Consider the following 16,803-nt stretch of genomic DNA (forward strand, 5'->3'; position numbering starts at 1 on the left):
ATAGAGAGTCCCCGACCGGGGATAAGAATTGCGAGTGTACAGTTACCACGACGCTCGACGAACGTTTGTCTTCGAAAAGCTCCAGTTTCATGGACGACAACTGACTGTGCGGTGGATTCGAGACGACATCTTGTTCGCTCCGTCGGGTTCTCTCTCGTCCCGTCCGACGCCGACGTTTATACTTCCGGCCGCGAAAGCGACGCGTGTGTCTCACGCGCACCGAGCGGGCGGCCCCGGCTTAACGCTCCGCGAGAACAGTCCCGCGCTGTTGGTCCCGGCAGCGTGGGGCGTCGCCGCCGGGGCGGTCCTCGGCGTCGTCTCTTCGCACGCGCTGTTCGTCGCCCACGTCGTCATGAGCGTCCTGCTCGTCGCCTTCGTCGCCGCCTCGTGGCGCGACATGGCGACGGGCGTCCTCCGCGCGTGGAAGCTGGTCATCCTCGCGGGCACGCCGGTGACGCTCGCGGGCGTCGCCGGATTCCTCGCGCGCGACGGGACCGCGCTCGCGAGCGCGGTCCCGGCCGACGCGCTCCTCGCCGTCGCCTTCTACGGCTGGATGCTGCTGCCCGCGCCCGCGTTCGTCTACACGGGCCTGCGCGACCCGACGGTCCCGCGCTCGATCGTTCATCACGTCGCGGCCGCGTGTTCAGTCGCGGGCGCGGCCGTCGCCGCGCTCGCGGGTACTCAGAGCGGCACCGTCGCGGGAATCGCGCTCGTCGGCGCCGGGCAGACCGCGGGCATCCTCGCGGCGACCGCGCTGTACTCGCTCGGAGAATGACCGACGCCGACACCTACGACTGCGAGACGTGCGGCGCGAGCGTCGCCGTCGCGGACGCCCGCCGCTCCGAGCCGTTCGGCGACCTCGACCCCGACACGTGGCAGACACTGAACTGCCCGCACTGCGGCGACCGGCTCGCGACCGTCTTCGTCGGCGACGAGTGAGCCGCGGTCGGTCGCCCGGGGTCGAGGCTCGTCCGCTGGGAGCCCCTGTCTGCTCGTGTTCCGTGTTGGCACCCCACAGTATCTACGTCTCCGGCGCGTAGTAGCCCTCATGCTCGATGTCGGTACGGCCTACCTCGTCGCGACCGGCGCGCTGCTGCTCGTCGCGCTGGGAGTCGGGGCTCGGGCCCTCATCGCGATCTTCCGCGAGGGCCGCGAGCGGAGCCGCAAGCGGCGCGAGGGCGAGATCGAGCGGTACACCGAGGATCCCGTCTACGACCGCGACCCGGCGGACCCGGAGACCGACGGAGCGACGCCCTCGACGTGTCCGCAGTGCGGCGCCGAAAACGCGGCCGAATTCGTTTACTGTCGCGAGTGTGCGGCGCCGTTAGGGCCGAATTAGCGCCCGCTCCGGTGTCTGCGTTCGCGGAACCGGTCCCGTCTGAATATCTGAACCATACAAAATTATTTGAGCCGAGCGGTACAACGTCCGGTCGAATGGCCGACTCGGAGTCCGAACCGTGGAGAGAGACCATGAGCGGGCGTGAGCGCGTCCGGCACGTCGCGGAGCTGCTGGACGGGCCGACGCCGGTACAGGAAATCGCAGACCGGGCGGACGTCTCGCGCGCGACGGCCGACGATGAACTTCGTCGACTGGAGAGCGACGACTGGGTTACTGAGACGACCGTCGACGGGACGAAAGCCTACGACCTGAATCCCGTGCGGATGCTCTTCGACGAGGTGACGGACCTGATTGACGCCCACTCGCGTGAGGAACTGGAGCGTCGACTCACGGGGCTGAAGGAGGACCAGGAAGAGCTGGCGGCGGAGTACGACGCCGGTTCGCTCGACGAGTTTCGAGACCGCCTCGCTGACGAGGAGCTCTCGGCCGCGGAACTCCGTGAGCGTCGCAACGTGATCGCCACGTGGGAGGCGATCAACACGGAACTCGGGCTCGTGAAGCACGCCCTCAGGCTGTACGATGACGTCCTCGAACTCTCCTCGCCGCGGACTGACTCTCCCTCGACGTTCGCCTAATGGTCGTTTTCCTCGCTGACCGGACGAACCTTCAGAGCAAGCGGCTCCACGACCGCATCGCGAATCGGCTCGGCGGCGAGTTCGACAACGTCAGACGGAGACGTACCGAGCCGCGCGAAGCGGGCCCGTACCGTGTCGTCGCCGACGTGAACCCGCGGCAGTTCTTGGACGACGACGAGTACCCGGTGACGGCTGCGCGGATCGAGATCGGGTTTCAACTACAGACTGGTGAGCCGCACGAGTACTACTGGTTCAACTGGATCGAGCCAGACCGAAGGCTGCTGGTGGGTTGGCATCAGGACGACACGCACGATGACCTCGGTCCGGTTCATCTACAAGTCAACGACGGCGCGACGCCCGCCGCGCACGAGCCGGCGCAGTTCATCGACTCACATCCGCTGGACGTCGTCGAGCGACGCCTCGACTCGCTCCGAGACGTCGTCCTCGCGGTCGAGTGGGACCGGGGACATCCCGTCGGCCTCGATCTCGCTGCGCCCCCGAGCGAGTAGGTCCGGTGGGGGCCGCACGGCGTCGTTTCTTCACCCGCTCGCTCCGCTCGCGGGGACGGGGGACAGCTCGATCTTCAGTCAAGGCTAACGAATGTAGATCGCGCTGAAAAGCTATGCCGCCTCCCCGATTTGAACTCGCCGAGACGCTCGCCCTCGCTCCGCTCGGGCTCGCGACTCGTCTGCTCAAATCGGGTCGGGAGCATTTTCGCTGCTCACGACTCGGTCGCTGCGCTCCCTCGTAGGTTCGCAGGAAAATGCCGCCTCCCCGATTTGAAACGCGTGAGACTCCCTCCGGTCGTCTCACTGTTCCCCGCTCGCTCCGCTCGCGGGGACGGGGGACAGCTCGATCTTCAGTCAAGGCTAACGAATGTAGATCGCGCTGAAAAGCTATGCCGCCTCCCCGATTTGAACTCGCCGAGACGCTCGCCCTCGCTCCGCTCGGGCTCGCGACTCGTCTGCTCAAATCGGGTCGGGAGCATTTTCGCTGCTCACGACTCGGTCGCTGCGCTCCCTCGTAGGTTCGCAGGAAAATGCCGCCTCCCCGATTTGAACGGGGGACAGCTCGATCTTCAGTCGAGTGCTCTCCCAGTCTGAGCTAAGGCGGCTCGCACTCGGACCAACGCCGATTCGAGACAAAAGGATTTCGAAAGGCTGCGGGCGGCTCCCGCTCGCGTCGTTCGGATCTGCGGGCCCACACACCAGTTCGGTTCCTCGGTATCGGACGATATCGCCGTCGATCCGGGTCGACGGCGCGGATCGTGGTTTCCGCAACCGCCCCCTTTCTCGCGCCCCTCCGGTCTCTTGATGGCATCTCACGACGACCACGACCACGACGCCCACGACACGCACCACGAGACGCTCGACGCCGCGGTCGACGCGCGCGACGACTGGGCGCGCCGCCGCCGCAAGGGGATCCCGACCGACGAGAACCTCCTCGTCGTCGCCTGTATGGACGAGCGAATCCCGATTGAGGAGGCGCTCGGCATCGACCTCGGCGACGCGCAGGTGTTCCGCAACGCGGGCGGCAATGTGACCGACGACGTGATCCGGTCGGCCGCGCTCACGACGAACTTCTTCGACACCGACGAGATCGTCGTGATCAACCACACCGACTGCGGCATGATGAGCGCGCCCGACGAGGCGGTCCGCGAGGGGCTCGAAGCGCAGACCGGTGACCTCGACAACGCCGACCTCGACCCCTCGCTCCCCGAGCTGAACATCGGCGACGCCGACCTGCTCGACTGGGTGAAAATGACCGACGACATCGACGCGGCCTGCGCGGCGCAGGTCGAGTACCTCCGTGAATCGGAGTTCATCCCGGACGACACGACCGTCTCCGGCTACGTCTACGAGGTCGAGTCCGGCGAGCTCCGCCGCCCCGACGAGCGCATCGCCGAGGAGATCAGCGAGCGCCGCGCCTGATCCGGGCGGCGTCGAGCGGCTTCCCCCTCTGCTGCCCGAGGTGTGACGTTTTTATACGCCCGTGGCGAATCCGGTCACGAATGGACCGAGCACGCGCGCCCGCGGTCGGGCGAGGTGGTGTCGGTGGGCGCTGACGGCGACGCCGGGTCGGACGGCGCGAGCGACGCGGACGGCGCGCGCGCCGCGAGCGACGACGCCGACGCGCCGGTCGTCGCCGGCTTCTTCTCCGGCTGCGGCGGCCTCGATTTAGGCTTCGAGCGCGCCGGCTTCGACGTCGCCCTCGGCAGCGACCAGTGGGAGCCGGCCGCGCAGACGTACCGACGCAACTTCCCCGACACCGAGTTCGTCGAGGAGGACGTCCGCGAGCTCGACGCTCCGGCGATCCGCGAGGCGGTCGCAGGCGCTGGCTACGACCCCGACGGGATCGACGTGGTGATCGGCGGGCCGCCCTGTCAGGGGTTCAGCCGGCTCAACAACGAGCAGATCGAGCTCGACGAGATGGAGAAGGACCGCCGGAACACTCTCTTCGAGGAGTTCCTCCGGGTCGTCTCCGTCCTCGAACCGCAGCTGGTGTTGATGGAGAACGTCCGCGACCTTATCAACCGGCAGACCAGCGACGACCGGTACGTGAAGGACCTCATCGTCGACGAGTTCGCGGCGCACGGCTACAAGTGCGAGTACCGCGTGCTTGAGGCCGAGCAGTACGGCGTCCCCCAGAAGCGCCGCCGGATCTTCTTCATGGGGACCGACCGCGACGTGCCGATCCGGTTCCCGGAGCCGACGACGCCCGAGGGGAACTGGCGCACCGCCGGCGAGGCGCTCGCGGACGCGAGCGACGACCTCCCGAACATGACGTACGCGGACACCGGCGAGAAGACGCTCGAACGCATCCGCCACGTCCCGCCGGGCGGTTACTACCGCGACCTCCCCGACCGGCTGAAGACGAAGAAGTACCAGTGCGACTGCGAGGACACGGACACCTGCCCCCACGAGCCGGAGATCGTCAAGCGGTACGGGACGTACCTCCGCCGGCTCGACCCCGACGAGCCCTCGCTGACGGTGAGCACGAACGTCTTCATCCACCCGACCGAGGACCGCTACCTCACCCCCCGCGAGATGGCGCGGCTCCAGACGTTCCCGGACGAGTTCGTCTTCGAGGGGACGAAGACCGATGTGATGAAACAGATCGGCAACGCGGTTCCGGTCCGGTTGGGCGAAGAATTGGCGAATCAGATCCGGGAGTACTACCCCGAGGTCCGCGACGCGCCACCCGCTGACCCCGACGTGTACGAACAGCAGTCGCTGACTGACTTGGCCTGAGATCTTTTTTAGGTGGTGACCGCCGGTATGTTGACCGATCCCAAAGTCCCAGCAGCTTGCTTATAAATAGTCGCTGGTGGATCGGCGGTGGACACCGCCAAAGCCCCAGCCGGGAGGCGGGCGCACGCTCGCTGTGCGCCTCACTCGGTCGCTCACTTCGTTCGCTCCCTCGTTGCGGTGCTTACGTCGCCTGCGCCCGCCTCCCGGCTGCCCCTTTGAGTCCCACCCCGCACCGCGACCGCGCCTCACACCTCCCCAGCCTCGTCAGTCGCCTCCGCTTCGCTCCGGCGACTGACTCCCTCGCGCGTGCTCCTCGCGGCCGCCTCCGGCGGCCACTCGGAGGCACGCGCCACCGCCTCTTTACTTATAAACCGTCACCGCTGCTCATAGGCTATTCGCAGGAGCAGAGTGGGACCGCCCGGATTCGAACCGGACCCGGACGTGCTCGTTCGCTACGCTCACTGCGCGCGCCCGGTAGGGTTCGAATCCGCTCCACGGCTGCGGCGCTCGCGGACTTGCTCGCGCCGCAAAAGTGGGACCGCCCGGATTCGAACCGGGGTCACGAGCACCCAAGGCTCGGAGTATACCACTAACCCACGGTCCCGTACTCCTACGTACCCCGAAGAGCCGCTAAAGGGTTTCGTTGCGCTCCGCGCCGCGCTCGCCTCACTCCTCGTCGTCGCGCAGTTCGAGGTCGGCGACGATGTCGTACGGGTCGGTCCCCTTCCGGACCGAGTCGAGGATGAAGAACGCCTCGTCGGGCGCGAGGAAGTGTCTGGTGACGCCCCGGCCGAGCGGCGTCGGCTCGAAGCCGTCGATGAAGTTCCACTCTAACAGCTTCCCGAGCGCGTGCTTCGTGGGGACCTCGCCGATCATGCGGTCGTTGAGGCGCTTGGCCTTCTTGCCGGCCACGACGACGTTCGCGAGCGTCTCCTCGGCGGCCGCGGTCTCGTCGTAGTGGGTCGCCACGTCCTCCATCTCGCCTTTCAGGAGGGTGAACGCCACCTCGTCCTCCGTGCGGTCCATCGAGCCGTGGTAGACGCCGTCGGGCTCGACGAGGAGGTAGACGCGGCCGCGGTCGTGGTAGTCCGGTCGGCCCGCGCGCCCGAGCATCTGCGAGAACTCCTGGACCGAGAGCCACTCGATCCCCATCGCCAGCGAGTCGAAGATCACCTGCGAGGCGGGGAAGTCGACCCCGGCCGCCAGCGCCGCGGTGGTGACGACCGCCGAGAGGTCCTGATTCCCGAACATGCGCTCGACCTTCTTCCGGCGCCCGTAGTCGAGCCCGGCGTGGTACGGCGCGGAGTCGTACCGCAGCTTGCGGCTGATCTCGTGGCAGCGCCGCCGCGAGTTGGTGAAGATGATCGTCTGCCCGCGGTACCCCTTCGACGACTTCGTGTCGAACTCCCGCTTGACGAGCTTGTCGGCGATCTGCGCCTTCTCCCGGCTGTCCGCGAACGTGACGTGCCGCTCGATGGGGACGGGGCGCTCCTCGTACTCGATGAGGGTCGCGCGGAGCCGCTCGGCGAGCCACTCGGGGTTCCCGACGGTCGCCGAGAGGTAGACGAACTGGGTGCCGTCGTAGCCCGAATGCGTCTCCATCCGGTTCTCGCTGTAGTACTTCAGCCGCGAGATGAGCCCGTCGAGGCGGTGGCCGCGCTCGCCCTCCTTCAGGGTGTGGACCTCGTCGATGACGACCGTCCCCACGTCGCCGAGGTCCTTGCCGGTCCGGAGCGCGTGGTCGATCCCCTCGTAGGTGCCGACGATCACGTCGGCGCCCGGGTCGAAGCGGTTCCCGTCGTCGTTCACCCGCGAGGAGCCGACGCGGATGGAGACGTCCAGCAGGTCGCCGTAGCGGTCCTCGAAGTCCTCGTGCTTCTGGTTGGCGAGCGCGACGAGGGGGACCAGAAACAGGAGCTTCCCGTCGCCCTTCAACGCGCGGTCGATCCCGGTCAGCTCGCCGACGAGCGTCTTCCCCGTCGCGGTCGCGCTCACGACCAGTTGGTCGTCGCCGTCGAGCAGGCCGTTCCGCACGGAGAGGCTCTGGACCGGGAGCAGCTCCTCGAACCGTCCCTGGAGGTGCGAAGAGAGGTCCGGGTGGAGGTCGAGGTCCTCGGTCCGGACGGGCGAGACGTCGTCGACGTTCGCGGACACCTCGTCGTACTTCGTGAGATCGGGGTCGAGCCCGCCTTGGAGAAGGCTCACGATCCGGTCTAAGTCGCCCGACTCGTACAGCAGCTCCTCCAAGCGCTCCTCGGCCGCGCCCGTGAACTCGCCCTTATAGGACAGCTCCCGCTCTAACTCCCGGCGGGCGCAGTCCCGGCAGATCAGCTCGCCGTTGTGTTCGATGGCGTCCTCGCTCGTTATCGGCCCGTACCGCCCGTCGCTCGCGCAGCGCCGGCAGGTCCGGACCGCCGTCGCCTCCAGCTGGTAGCCGTCGAGCATCTCTTTCAGCCGCGTCCGGTTCTCGGGGGAGGTCTGCTCGGAGATGCGGATCCGGCCGGCCGCGCGCGCGAGGTCGACGAACTCGTCCGGCTGGCGGGGGTGGTCCTCGCCGTCGCGGATCACGCGGAACTTCCCCGGGCGCGGGCCCGCGGAGGTCTCCTTGAGTTCGAGCCGCCCGCGGAGCACGCGCTTGCCGTCGCGGTTCGCGACGACGGTGTAGTCGCTCCGCGCCTCGTGGAGGAACAGCGTCTCGACCTCGGCCAGCTGCTGTGACACTGCGATTCGGTACGCGAGCGAGGTATTTCAGGTGTTCGGCTCGGGGATCGGAACCGGTTCGGAGACGCGCGGCGCCGCGGCTGCGTCACGCGAACGCGCGGAAAAGAACCCGCCTCACGGACGGGGTCGGGTCGAGGGATCTACGAGACGAGCAGCTTCTCGCCGCGGTCGACCGTGATCCGGCACGGCGGCGAGAGCTTGTTGTAGGCGCGGCGGAACGCCTCCTTCACGACGGACGCCTGCTCGACGTCGCAGTACGCGGTGAAGACGACGTCGTTCTTGTCGAGCCGCGCGGCGGTGCCGACCGGCTTGCCGAACGCCTGGCGCATCCCGTCGGAGACGCGGTCCGCGCCGGCGCCGGTCGCCTGCTTGTTCTCTCGGATGACCTGATGCGGGAACTTGCGGAGGGTCATCTTGTAGTTGCCCTCGCCGAGCTCCTTGATCAGGTGGCGGTTCGCCGAGAGGCGCGCGCTCTCTAAGGAGCCGTGTCGGACCTGGAGCTCTTCCTCGACGCGGAGGCTGATCTGGACGGGGTAGTCGTCCGGCTCCGCGGAGAGGTCGCCCATGTTGTGCTGAGCGATCTTCGAGCCGGGGATGCCCGTGATGTACTCGCGGCGGGTGTACGACGGCTTGTCGATCGTCCGATACATAGAGGCGGGTTTGTCAGACATGGCTACTTGTCCGATGTAGCCCCCGCTGCGGCGATAAACCCTTCGATAGCGAGGCGGCGTCGTCGGCTCCTCGGCGGGCAGCGGCGGCGTTCCGCCTCGAATCGCGGTCCGCGTTGACACGCCGCCCGGCTCACTCCTCCGGCGTCGGATCGAGCGCGACGTGGTCGAACCCGCGATCCGCGAGCCGCTCCGCGGCCCGGTCGGTGACCGACGGCGCGACGAGGACGCCGCGGACTGCGGGGGCGTCGTCGCCGTCGGCATCGTCGCCTCCCGCGGTGTCATCGACCCCGAGTTCCTCGCGGAGCGCCCGGACGTAGCGCGCCAGTTGCCCCACGGCGTCCGGCCCGACACGGCGACGCTTCAGCTCGACGACGATCGGCGTGCCGTCGGCGTCGACGCCGAAAACGTCCATCGGGCCGGCGCTGGAGGGGCGTTCGGTCTCGCGGGGTTCGAACCCCGGCTCGACGAGTTCGGGGCGCTCTAAGATTCGGGTCCGGAGGTCCTCCTCGCTGCCGTGGAGGGTGAGGTCGCGGCCGCCCGTCACGGACATCGCGGAGAGCTGGTGGACGTCCGAGAAGCGGACCGTCAGGCTCTCGTCGGGGTTGCTTCGGGTCGAGCGCACGCGGAGTCGCCCCTCGCGCACCGCGGCGTGGTGTTCCGACCCCGGGGGCTGCCAGTTGACCGGTTTGCGCCCCTCGTCGGTGTGGACGAGGGCGGCGCCGTCGGGCTTCAACACGAGCAGCCGGTCGCCGGGGCCGAGGTCCGAGGCGGCGCGGCCCTCGTACGAGACTGTACAGGTGCCGAAGGCGCTGACGAGGTCGCCGCGCTCGAAGGCGTCCTCAAGCTCCCAGAGGGCCTCACGGTGGCTCGGGTCGTGGACGCTCGTGACTGTCACTGAGGTTCGTAGGCGGTTGCGAGTGAAAAAGGGCGCGCGCCGTCTCGGTTGCGCTCAGTCGCCGCGTCGCGAGACGACGATGCCGGCGACGAAGAGGACGACGCCGAGCGCGAAGGCGGCAATTCGGAGCGTCGTGTCCGACACGAGGATCCCGGCCAGAACCGATACGCCGAACCCGGCGTGTAACACCGCGGTCAGGTTCATGGGATCGGTACGGTCGCGCCGCACAAAAGCCGGTCGAAGGCGGCGGTGTGGTCGGTTTAATCTATCTCGGCCGCGCGCCGATCGCGCCGCTCTTCGACGGCTTCACGGAGCGCGTCGGCCTCGTCGTCGCTCAGAATGCCGGCGAGTTCGAGCAGTGATCGCTCGCCGGCGAGCCGGAGAACGACGTCGGAGAACGTCTCGTCCTCCCGCTTGTGGGCGGTGAGCCGATCGTAGGCCTCCTCGGAGAGGCGGATGCTCTTCGCCATGAGTATGCGGTTCATTCGTCTTTAGTTAATATCTTCAGTAATACTCGATAGCTGTGGTTTTTGCTCAAATACGGCCCAGCCACACCAGATACGGCAAGAAAACGCCGTTTGTGATGGTTGCTTATCGCTCGATCTCGCCGGTACTGGTGTCTCATCTGTGGCTTCTCCTACATCTAATACTGACAAGCATACTTTTCGGAATTGTATTACTATCAAGCTTAACTAAAGACGAATGGTATGCGGTTGTATACAGACTCACAAAATCCTTTCTCGGATGCCGGCGCTCGAATTAGCTGAATGTAGGCGGTAAGCTCCCTTCCTCAAGGAGCAACGCAGGCCGAAGGCCGAGTAGCGCAGTAGGGAGGGGATACACCGCCGTCATCATCGTCAATACACTCTTCTATTCCCAACCCACAGGCCAACGCACCGACACAGTTATGTTGAAACAAAGTTTAAACACAGGTGATGGATAGACACGAAATCGAAGGCCACGAAGTCATCGACGGCGAGGTGAAAGCCACTGGCAACGGCGCACACGTCCTCGTCCCAAAACGGTGGCGTGGCGCAGACGTAAAAATCGTCAGAACCTCTGAGCCTGACGAGTAACCGATGAACTACAACTACAGGTATCGCCTCAAGCCGACAGAAGACCAGCGCGAGACGCTGGACTACCACCGCGATACCTGTAGACAACTCTATAACCACGCCCTGTACCGCTTCAACCAAATCCCCGAAGACGAGGGTACCGTCAAACAGCGTGTCCGCAAAATCCGTGACGAGCTTCCCGATCTCAAAGACTGGTGGGATGCACTCACTGATGTCTACTCGAAGGTACTCCAGCCCACCGTCATGCGGGTCGCCAAGAACGTCAAAGCTCTCGGAAACCTCAAAGAGCAGGGCTACAAAGTCGGTGAACTTCGGTGGAAGTCACCTCGGGAGTTTCGCAGTTTTACGTACAACCAGTCTGGCTTCGAACTCGACAAGAAGAGTGGGCAGACTGTGTTGTCACTGTCGAAACTCGCAGCCATCCCCATCGAGTTCCACCGACCGCTGCCTGACGACGCTACGGTCAAGGAAGTCACGCTCAAAAAGGAGAAAACTGGCGAGTGGTTCGCCATCTTCGGCATCGAGATGGACACAGAACCGCCAGCCAAGCCACCGCTGGAGGATATTGACACTGACGAGATGGTCGGGATTGACGTGGGTATTCTGAAGTATGCCCACGATACAGACGGCACAGCGGTCGAATCACTCGACCTCTCTGAAGAACGTGACAGGCTCGAATGGGAGCAACGGAAACTCTCCCGGAAAGAGCGTGGGTCGAACAATTGGGAGAACCAACGTCGGCGTGTCGCTGAGTGCCATCTCGCCATCAAGCGCAAGCGGAATGATTTCCTACACAAACTCTCGAACTACTACGCTCGGGAGTACGAACTGGTTGCCGTCGAAGACCTTGAGGTCAAAGGGATGCTCGAATCGCCGCGAAACAGCCGCAACACGGCGTCAGCTGCGTGGACTACCTTCACCGACATGCTCGAAACGAAGTGTGAACGGGAAGGCACGCACTTCGTGGAAGTCGATCCAGATGGCACCACCAAAGAGTGCGCTCAGTGTGGCGTCGAAACCGACAAACCGCTGTGGGTTCGAGAACATTCCTGTCCTGCCTGTGGCTTCGAGGCAGACAGAGACGCAAACGCAGCGTGGAACATTCTCTCTCGCGGACTCACCGAACTAGGAGTGGGTCACTCCGAAGAAACGCCTGTGGAGACTGCGCTCCCTGCGGGAACTACCCCGGTTCCTGCAAAGCGTGTCGTGGAAGCAGGAAGCCCCTGTCTCAAGGAGCCGCCGAAGGCGGCGAGTAGGCAGGGGTAGTTCACGTCCCGTGCTCCCAGCTCCCCATGTACTCGCGCTGCTCGTCGCTGAGCTCGTCGTATTCGACGCCCTCGGCGGCGAGCTTGATGTCCGCGACCTCGCGGTCGAGCTCGTCGGGCACGTCGTGGACGCCGGCGTCGTACGCGTCGCCGTTCGCCGCGAGCTCGCGGACGACGACCGCCTGGACGCCGAAGCTCTGGTCCATCACCTCGACCGGGTGGCCGAGGGCGATGGGCGCCGCGAGGTTGACGAGCCGCCCCTCGGCGATGACGTTCAGGACGCGGCCGTCTTCCATCTCGAACCCCTCGACGCCGTCGCGGACCTCGTAGCGGTCGACCGCGAGGTCGTCGAGGTCGTCGAGGTTGACTTCCACGTCGAAGTGGCCGGCGTTCGCGAGGAGGACGCCGTCGTCCATCTCCTCGAAGTGCTCGCGGGTGATCACGTCGCGGTTGCCCGTCGTCGTGATGAACACGTCGCCCTTCTTCGCGGCCTCCGTCATCGGGAGCACCTCGTACCCCTCCATGTGGGCCTCTAAGGCCTTCCGGGGGTCGACCTCGCAGACGATGACGTTCGCGTTCTGGCCGGAGGCCTTCTTCGCGACGCCTTTCCCGCACTGGCCGTAGCCGCCGACGACGACGTTTTTCCCGGCCCACGAGAGGTTCGTCGTCATCGCGATCGTCGCGAGCGACGACTCGCCCGTGCCGTGGACGTTGTCGAACAGCTGCTTCATCGGCGTGTCGTTCACGGCGAAGACGGGGTAGTGCAGCTCGCCGTCGGCGTCCATCGCGCGCAGGCGGTCGACGCCGGTGGTCGTCTCCTCGGCGCCGCCGACGATGGAGTCGATGAGGTCGGGGTACTCCTCGTGGACGAGCTTCACCATGTCCATCCCGTCGTCGACGGTGATGGTGGGCCCGTGGGCGATGCAGGCGTGCATCGCGTCGTAGTACTCCTCGTCGTCGACGCCGCGGACCGCGTAGGAGGTGATCGACTCGTGGGCGTCGAGCGCCGCCGACACGTCGTCGTGCGTCGAGAGGGGGTTACAGCCGGTGATCGCCACCTCGGCGCCCCCCTCGGCGAGCAGCTCGACGAGGTTCGCGGTCTTCGCCTCCACGTGCATCGCCATCGCGATCGTCTCGCCGTCGAGCGGCTGCTCGTCGACGAACTCGTCGCGGAGCGCGTTGAGGATCGGCATGTGCTGGAGCGCCCAGTCCATCTTCCGGCGCCCCTCCTCCCGGGCGGCTTCGACGTCCGAGAGGTGCTGTGACACCGGCGGATACGCGGTTTCGCTCATACCTCTCGCTTCGCTCACGGCGCATTAAACCCTGCCGACACCGGACCGAGACCGCGAAAAGAAATCCGCGTCGTTCGAGGGACGGCCGGTTCGAGCCGTCAGTTCGGCGATCGATTCGAGCCGTCAGTTACCGCCGGGGCCGCCGGCGTGGTCCGGCGGGCCGCTCTCGCCGTCGTCGTCGTCATCTTCCGTCTCGTCTTCGTCGTCATCGTCATCGTCGCCGTCTTCCGCTTCGGCTTCGTCTTCTTCGGCCTCGTCGTCCTCCGTCTCGTCCTCATCGTCCGCATCGTTCTCCGTCTCGTCCTCGTCGGCGTCGTCCTCCTCGTCGTCCGCATCGTCGTCATCCGCGTCGTCACCGCCCGGACCGGCGTGGGCCGGCGGGCCGCGCTCGCCGTCGTCCTCGCCGTCGGGGCCGCCCGCGTGGTCGGGCGCGTTGCCCGGCGCGTCGCTCTCGTTTTCATCGTCGTCATCGTCGGCCTCGTCCGGGCCGCCGGGGCCGCCCGCGTGGTCCGGGGCGTTACCGGGGTTGTTCTCCGTCACGAAGTCCGAGACCGCGCTGCCGATGCCGCCGTCGCGGTTCTCGAGCCCGTCGATGAACTCCTGAACGAGCTGGCCGAACGCCTGCTCGTCGGCCTCGTCGCCCTCGTCGCCGACGGTGAGGTCGGCGGTCGTCGAGACGCTCTCGTTCTCGTACTCAGCGGTGATCTCGACCGTGACGTCCTCCTCGGCGGCGGGGAGATCGACGGTGCCGTTCTCGTCGGTCTCGTAGTCGCCCGTGCCGGCGTAGGAGGCGTTCTCGCCCGCATCGTCGGCGAGTTCGACGGTGACCGAGGCGTTCTCGGCCGCCTCGTCGTCGTTCGTCACCGTGACGATCGGCTCGCCGTCGGTGTTCTCCACGTCGAGTTCGAGGCCGTCGGGCGCCTCGATCTCGACCGTCTCGGAGACGCTCTCGTTCTCGTACGTCGCGGTCACGTCAACCGTGACGTCCTCCTCGGCGGCGGGGAGTCCGACGGTGCCGTTCTCGTCGGTCTCGTAGTCGCCCGTGCCGGCGTACGACTCGTTCGCGGGGTCGGCAACGGTGACGTTCACCGTCGCGTTCTCGACCGCGGTGTCGTTGTCCGTCACGGTGACGACCGGCTCGCCGTCGGTGTCCGCCACGTCGAGTTCGAGGCCGTCAGGGGCTTCGAGGTCGACCGTCGTCGCGGCGGTGTCGTTATCCGCGGCGGCCGTGACCTCGACCGTCACGTCCTCCTCTGGCGCTTCGAGGTCGACGGTGCCGTTGGCGTCCGTCTCGTACTCGCCCGCTCCCGCGTACGACTCGTTCTCCGCGTCGACGACGCTCACGACGACCGTGGCGTTCTCGACCGCGGTGTCGTTCTCGGTCACCGTGACCGTCGACGTCCCGTCCGCGTCCGTGTCGACGGCCACGTCGAGCTGTCCGTCGGCGGCCGCGACACCGGTCATCGCGCCGAGCGCGACGACCGCGATCAGTAGGATGGCTGTCGTGCGTTCGCTCATGTCCACTCGGGTCCACTGCCTGTTACCCTATAAAAAGAGAAGTCCCTTAACGCGGTTTAATTCGGTTTGTATCCGGGTTAACGGCTCTGAGACGTTTGTTTTGGTGAATCGCGGTTCCGCGGCGGTTTCGACGGTGATCGGTGCCGGGTTCGTTCCCAACTTCGGGTCTGTCGCCGCTCGCGCGCGATACGTCTCCGGGACTGCCGCGCTCGACCGAGTTGTGTTCCCTCGTTTATAAGCAGGCGACTATCTCGCGGGGATGACCTCCAAAGCCTCAGCCGTTCGCTTATAAACGGTTGATAGCGGATCGACAGCGAACACCTCCAAAGCCCCAGCCGCGAGGGCGGCGCACGCTCGCTGCGGTCCTCAGTCGGTCGCTACCGCTCCCTCCTTGCGGTCCTTGCGTCACCTGCGCCGCCCTCGCGGCTGCCCCTTTGAGTCCCGCCCCGCACAGCACAGCGCCTCACACCTCCCCAACCTCGCGGTTCGCGCTCTTCGAGCGCTCACCGCGTCCCTCGCGCGTGCTGCTCGCGGCCGCTGGAGGCGGCCGCTCGCAGGCACGCGCCACCGCACGTTCATTTATAAATAGGACGCGAACCCCGGTTCGACATTTAAATACTGCCGACGTGGGTCGGCTTTGCGTGTCGCGTTCGGTCGCGGTCGCACTGCTCGCTACGCCGATTCGACGCGGTCGACGAGGTCGCTCGCGGCGGCCGCGGCGCGCTTCTGGACCGCTTCGGCGTTGAGCGTCAGGACCTCGCGGTCGCGCATGAGGACCTGGCCGTCGCAGACCGTGTGGCGAACGTCGCTCCCGCGCGCCGCGTACGCGAGGTGCGAGACGGGGTCGTGGACCGGCGTCAGGTGCGGCGCGTCGAGGTCGACGACCGCGAGGTCGGCGGCCGCGCCTTCCTCGATCCGGCCGCCGGGGAGGTTCAGAGCGTCCGCGCCGCCCTGCGTCGCCATCTCCACGACGGCCTCGGCGGGCACCGCGCTCGCGTCGTCCGCGGCCAGCTTCCCTAACATTGCGGCGTCGCGCATCTCGTCGAAGAGGTCGAGGTCGTTGTTCGAGGCCGCCCCGTCGGTGCCGAGCGCGACCGTCACGCCCCCCTCTCGCAGGCGCTGGACCGGGGCCATCCCGCTGGCGAGCTTCATGTTCGAGGCCGGGCAGTGGACGACCGCAGTCCCCGCCGCGGCGAGCCGGTCGATTTCGGAGTCGTCGACGTGGACGCCGTGCGCGAAGAAGTCGTCCGGGCCGAGCGCGTCGAGGTCGTCGGCGTACGCGATCGGTCGCTCCCCGCGCTCCTCGACGATCGGATCGACCTCGTCGGTCGTCTCGTTGGCGTGGAGGTGGACCGGGACGCCCGCCTCGCGCGCCTCGGCGACGCCCTCGCGCAGGAACTCCTCGCCGACCGTCGTCAGCGAGTGCGGCATGAACGCGGTCCGGATCCGGCCGTCCGCGGCGCCGTCGAGCTCGCGGGCGACCGCGAGGCTCTCCTCGACGTCCGCGCGGGCGTCCGCGTCGTCCTTCCCGACCGTGACGACGCCGTGGCCGAGCCGCGCGCGCAGCCCGGCGCGGTCGACGGCGTCGGCGACCCGGTCCATCGCGAAGTACATGTCCGCGAACGCGGTCGTCCCCGACCGGATCATCTCTACGGCGCCGAGCTCGGCCCCCGCCTCGACGTCGTCGGGCGTCAGTTCGGCCTCCGCCGGCCAGATGTCCTCGCGGAGCCACGGGTCGAGCGGCTTGTCGTCGGCGTACCCGCGGAGCAGCGTCATCGCGACGTGCGTGTGCGCGTTGACGAGCCCCGGGATCACGAGCGACCCCGACGCGTCGAGCGCCTCGGCGGCCGCCCCGTCGAGCGTGTCGTCGACCTCGTCCGGCGACCCCACGGCCCGGATCGTTCCCTCGTCGCGGTCGACCGCGACGTCCGCCCGCTCGACCCGGCCGTCGGGCCGGAGCACTCGTCCGCTGCTCACGCGGAGCTGGTTCATGTCCGCCCGTTCCGCCCGCCGCACCAAACGCCTTCGGTTCCTCGTCCCCGCGCGTCGACTGCGCCCGACGACCGCGCGCGTCGACCGCGTCCGTCGACCCCGGCTGACGACCGATCCGCTCGCCGAGCCCGTTTTTCGCGAACGATAC

Annotated in this window: 17 protein-coding genes and 2 tRNA genes; 9 read left to right on the top strand and 10 right to left on the bottom strand. The window is 67.0% G+C overall.

The window, feature by feature from the left end; genetic code table 11:
• Positions 1-178: 178 nt before the first annotated feature.
• The 5 genes from B378_RS0100145 to B378_RS0100165 all read left to right on the top strand — a co-directional run bounded on the left by B378_RS0100145 (position 179) and on the right by B378_RS0100165 (position 2,483).
• On the top strand, positions 179-775 hold the full coding sequence (locus B378_RS0100145) for a hypothetical protein (RefSeq protein WP_026046096.1): 597 nt from the start codon (positions 179-181) through the stop codon (positions 773-775).
• Positions 772-939, top strand: coding sequence for a hypothetical protein (locus B378_RS16925; protein ID WP_017341819.1), 168 nt, complete (start codon positions 772-774; stop codon positions 937-939). The genes B378_RS0100145 and B378_RS16925 overlap by 4 nt, the downstream gene beginning before the upstream one ends.
• Positions 940-1,048: 109 nt before the next feature.
• Positions 1,049-1,339, top strand: a complete 291-nt coding sequence (locus B378_RS0100155; protein WP_017341820.1) for a zinc ribbon domain-containing protein — start codon at positions 1,049-1,051, stop codon at positions 1,337-1,339.
• A 95-nt stretch (positions 1,340-1,434) separates the two neighbouring features.
• The gene (locus tag B378_RS16930; protein ID WP_017341821.1) at positions 1,435-1,974 is read left to right on the top strand and encodes a winged helix-turn-helix domain-containing protein; all 540 of its coding nucleotides are present in this window, start codon (positions 1,435-1,437) and stop codon (positions 1,972-1,974) included.
• Positions 1,974-2,483 (top strand): hypothetical protein, encoded by a 510-nt coding sequence (locus B378_RS0100165; RefSeq protein ID WP_017341822.1) that lies wholly within the window; start codon positions 1,974-1,976, stop codon positions 2,481-2,483. The genes B378_RS16930 and B378_RS0100165 overlap by 1 nt, the downstream gene beginning before the upstream one ends.
• Before the next feature lie 531 nt (positions 2,484-3,014).
• On the opposite strand, the gene B378_RS0100170 is transcribed toward B378_RS0100165, so the two are convergent.
• Positions 3,015-3,088, bottom strand: a tRNA-Phe gene (locus B378_RS0100170).
• Positions 3,089-3,287: 199 nt separating this feature from the next.
• Between B378_RS0100170 and B378_RS0100175 the strand changes: the two genes are divergently transcribed.
• A complete protein-coding gene (locus tag B378_RS0100175) occupies positions 3,288-3,905 on the top strand; it encodes a carbonic anhydrase (protein WP_017341823.1) in 618 nt (205 codons plus the stop codon).
• A 123-nt stretch (positions 3,906-4,028) separates the two neighbouring features.
• Positions 4,029-5,225 (top strand): DNA cytosine methyltransferase, encoded by a 1,197-nt coding sequence (locus B378_RS0100180; RefSeq protein WP_026046097.1) that lies wholly within the window; start codon positions 4,029-4,031, stop codon positions 5,223-5,225.
• Between the two features lie 533 nt (positions 5,226-5,758).
• Here B378_RS0100180 and B378_RS0100185 read toward each other — a convergent pair.
• The 6 genes from B378_RS0100185 to B378_RS0100210 all read right to left on the bottom strand — a co-directional run bounded on the left by B378_RS0100185 (position 5,759) and on the right by B378_RS0100210 (position 9,982).
• Positions 5,759-5,829, bottom strand: a tRNA-Pro gene (locus B378_RS0100185).
• Between the two features lie 62 nt (positions 5,830-5,891).
• Positions 5,892-7,946: a DEAD/DEAH box helicase gene (locus B378_RS0100190; protein ID WP_017341825.1), complete on the bottom strand. Its 2,055-nt coding sequence runs from the start codon at positions 7,944-7,946 to the stop codon at positions 5,892-5,894.
• Positions 7,947-8,086: 140 nt separating this feature from the next.
• Entirely contained in the window at positions 8,087-8,617 is a 531-nt protein-coding gene (locus B378_RS0100195) for a 50S ribosomal protein L16 (protein WP_017341826.1), read from the bottom strand.
• 130 nt (positions 8,618-8,747) lie between these two features.
• Positions 8,748-9,512, bottom strand: a complete 765-nt coding sequence (gene nucS / locus B378_RS0100200) for an endonuclease NucS (RefSeq protein WP_017341827.1) — start codon at positions 9,510-9,512, stop codon at positions 8,748-8,750.
• Positions 9,513-9,566: 54 nt separating this feature from the next.
• Positions 9,567-9,716, bottom strand: coding sequence for a hypothetical protein (locus B378_RS16935; RefSeq protein WP_017341828.1), 150 nt, complete (start codon positions 9,714-9,716; stop codon positions 9,567-9,569).
• Positions 9,717-9,772: 56 nt separating this feature from the next.
• Positions 9,773-9,982 carry an antitoxin VapB family protein gene (locus B378_RS0100210; protein ID WP_017341829.1) on the bottom strand — a complete coding sequence of 70 codons (210 nt, stop codon included), beginning with the start codon at positions 9,980-9,982 and terminating at the stop codon, positions 9,773-9,775.
• 465 nt (positions 9,983-10,447) lie between these two features.
• Here B378_RS0100210 and B378_RS16545 point away from each other — a divergent pair, with 465 nt between their 5' ends.
• Both B378_RS16545 and B378_RS0100215 read left to right on the top strand, forming a co-directional pair.
• On the top strand, positions 10,448-10,588 hold the full coding sequence (locus tag B378_RS16545) for a DUF2080 family transposase-associated protein (protein ID WP_121596018.1): 141 nt from the start codon (positions 10,448-10,450) through the stop codon (positions 10,586-10,588).
• Between the two features lie 3 nt (positions 10,589-10,591).
• The gene (locus B378_RS0100215) at positions 10,592-11,854 is read left to right on the top strand and encodes an RNA-guided endonuclease TnpB family protein (RefSeq protein ID WP_017341830.1); all 1,263 of its coding nucleotides are present in this window, start codon (positions 10,592-10,594) and stop codon (positions 11,852-11,854) included.
• A 1-nt stretch (position 11,855) separates the two neighbouring features.
• On the opposite strand, the gene B378_RS0100220 is transcribed toward B378_RS0100215, so the two are convergent.
• The 3 genes from B378_RS0100220 to B378_RS0100230 form a co-directional block, all read right to left on the bottom strand.
• Positions 11,856-13,145, bottom strand: a complete 1,290-nt coding sequence (locus tag B378_RS0100220) for an adenosylhomocysteinase (RefSeq protein ID WP_017341831.1) — start codon at positions 13,143-13,145, stop codon at positions 11,856-11,858.
• A 123-nt stretch (positions 13,146-13,268) separates the two neighbouring features.
• Positions 13,269-14,663, bottom strand: coding sequence for a hypothetical protein (locus B378_RS0100225; protein WP_026046098.1), 1,395 nt, complete (start codon positions 14,661-14,663; stop codon positions 13,269-13,271).
• A 672-nt stretch (positions 14,664-15,335) separates the two neighbouring features.
• Complete coding sequence (locus B378_RS0100230; RefSeq protein ID WP_017341833.1) at positions 15,336-16,655, bottom strand: amidohydrolase; 1,320 nt, start codon at positions 16,653-16,655, stop codon at positions 15,336-15,338.
• Positions 16,656-16,803: the final 148 nt, after the last annotated feature.

Origin of the sequence: Halorubrum sp. T3, assembly GCF_000296615.1 — an archaeon.
Lineage (GTDB): Archaea > Halobacteriota > Halobacteria > Halobacteriales > Haloferacaceae > Halorubrum > Halorubrum ruber.

Coding starts and splice junctions, on each gene's coding strand:
- B378_RS16925 (WP_017341819.1), top strand. CDS start 772: ATGACCGACGCCGACACCTACGACTGCGAGACGTGCGGCGCGAGCGTC.
- B378_RS0100155 (WP_017341820.1), top strand. CDS start 1,049: ATGCTCGATGTCGGTACGGCCTACCTCGTCGCGACCGGCGCGCTGCTG.
- B378_RS16930 (WP_017341821.1), top strand. CDS start 1,435: ATGGCCGACTCGGAGTCCGAACCGTGGAGAGAGACCATGAGCGGGCGT.
- B378_RS0100165 (WP_017341822.1), top strand. CDS start 1,974: ATGGTCGTTTTCCTCGCTGACCGGACGAACCTTCAGAGCAAGCGGCTC.
- B378_RS0100175 (WP_017341823.1), top strand. CDS start 3,288: ATGGCATCTCACGACGACCACGACCACGACGCCCACGACACGCACCAC.
- B378_RS0100195 (WP_017341826.1), bottom strand. CDS start 8,617: ATGTCTGACAAACCCGCCTCTATGTATCGGACGATCGACAAGCCGTCG.
- B378_RS16935 (WP_017341828.1), bottom strand. CDS start 9,716: ATGAACCTGACCGCGGTGTTACACGCCGGGTTCGGCGTATCGGTTCTG.
- B378_RS0100210 (WP_017341829.1), bottom strand. CDS start 9,982: ATGGCGAAGAGCATCCGCCTCTCCGAGGAGGCCTACGATCGGCTCACC.
- B378_RS16545 (WP_121596018.1), top strand. CDS start 10,448: ATGGATAGACACGAAATCGAAGGCCACGAAGTCATCGACGGCGAGGTG.
- B378_RS0100215 (WP_017341830.1), top strand. CDS start 10,592: ATGAACTACAACTACAGGTATCGCCTCAAGCCGACAGAAGACCAGCGC.
- B378_RS0100220 (WP_017341831.1), bottom strand. CDS start 13,145: ATGAGCGAAACCGCGTATCCGCCGGTGTCACAGCACCTCTCGGACGTC.
- B378_RS0100225 (WP_026046098.1), bottom strand. CDS start 14,663: ATGAGCGAACGCACGACAGCCATCCTACTGATCGCGGTCGTCGCGCTC.
- B378_RS0100230 (WP_017341833.1), bottom strand. CDS start 16,655: ATGAACCAGCTCCGCGTGAGCAGCGGACGAGTGCTCCGGCCCGACGGC.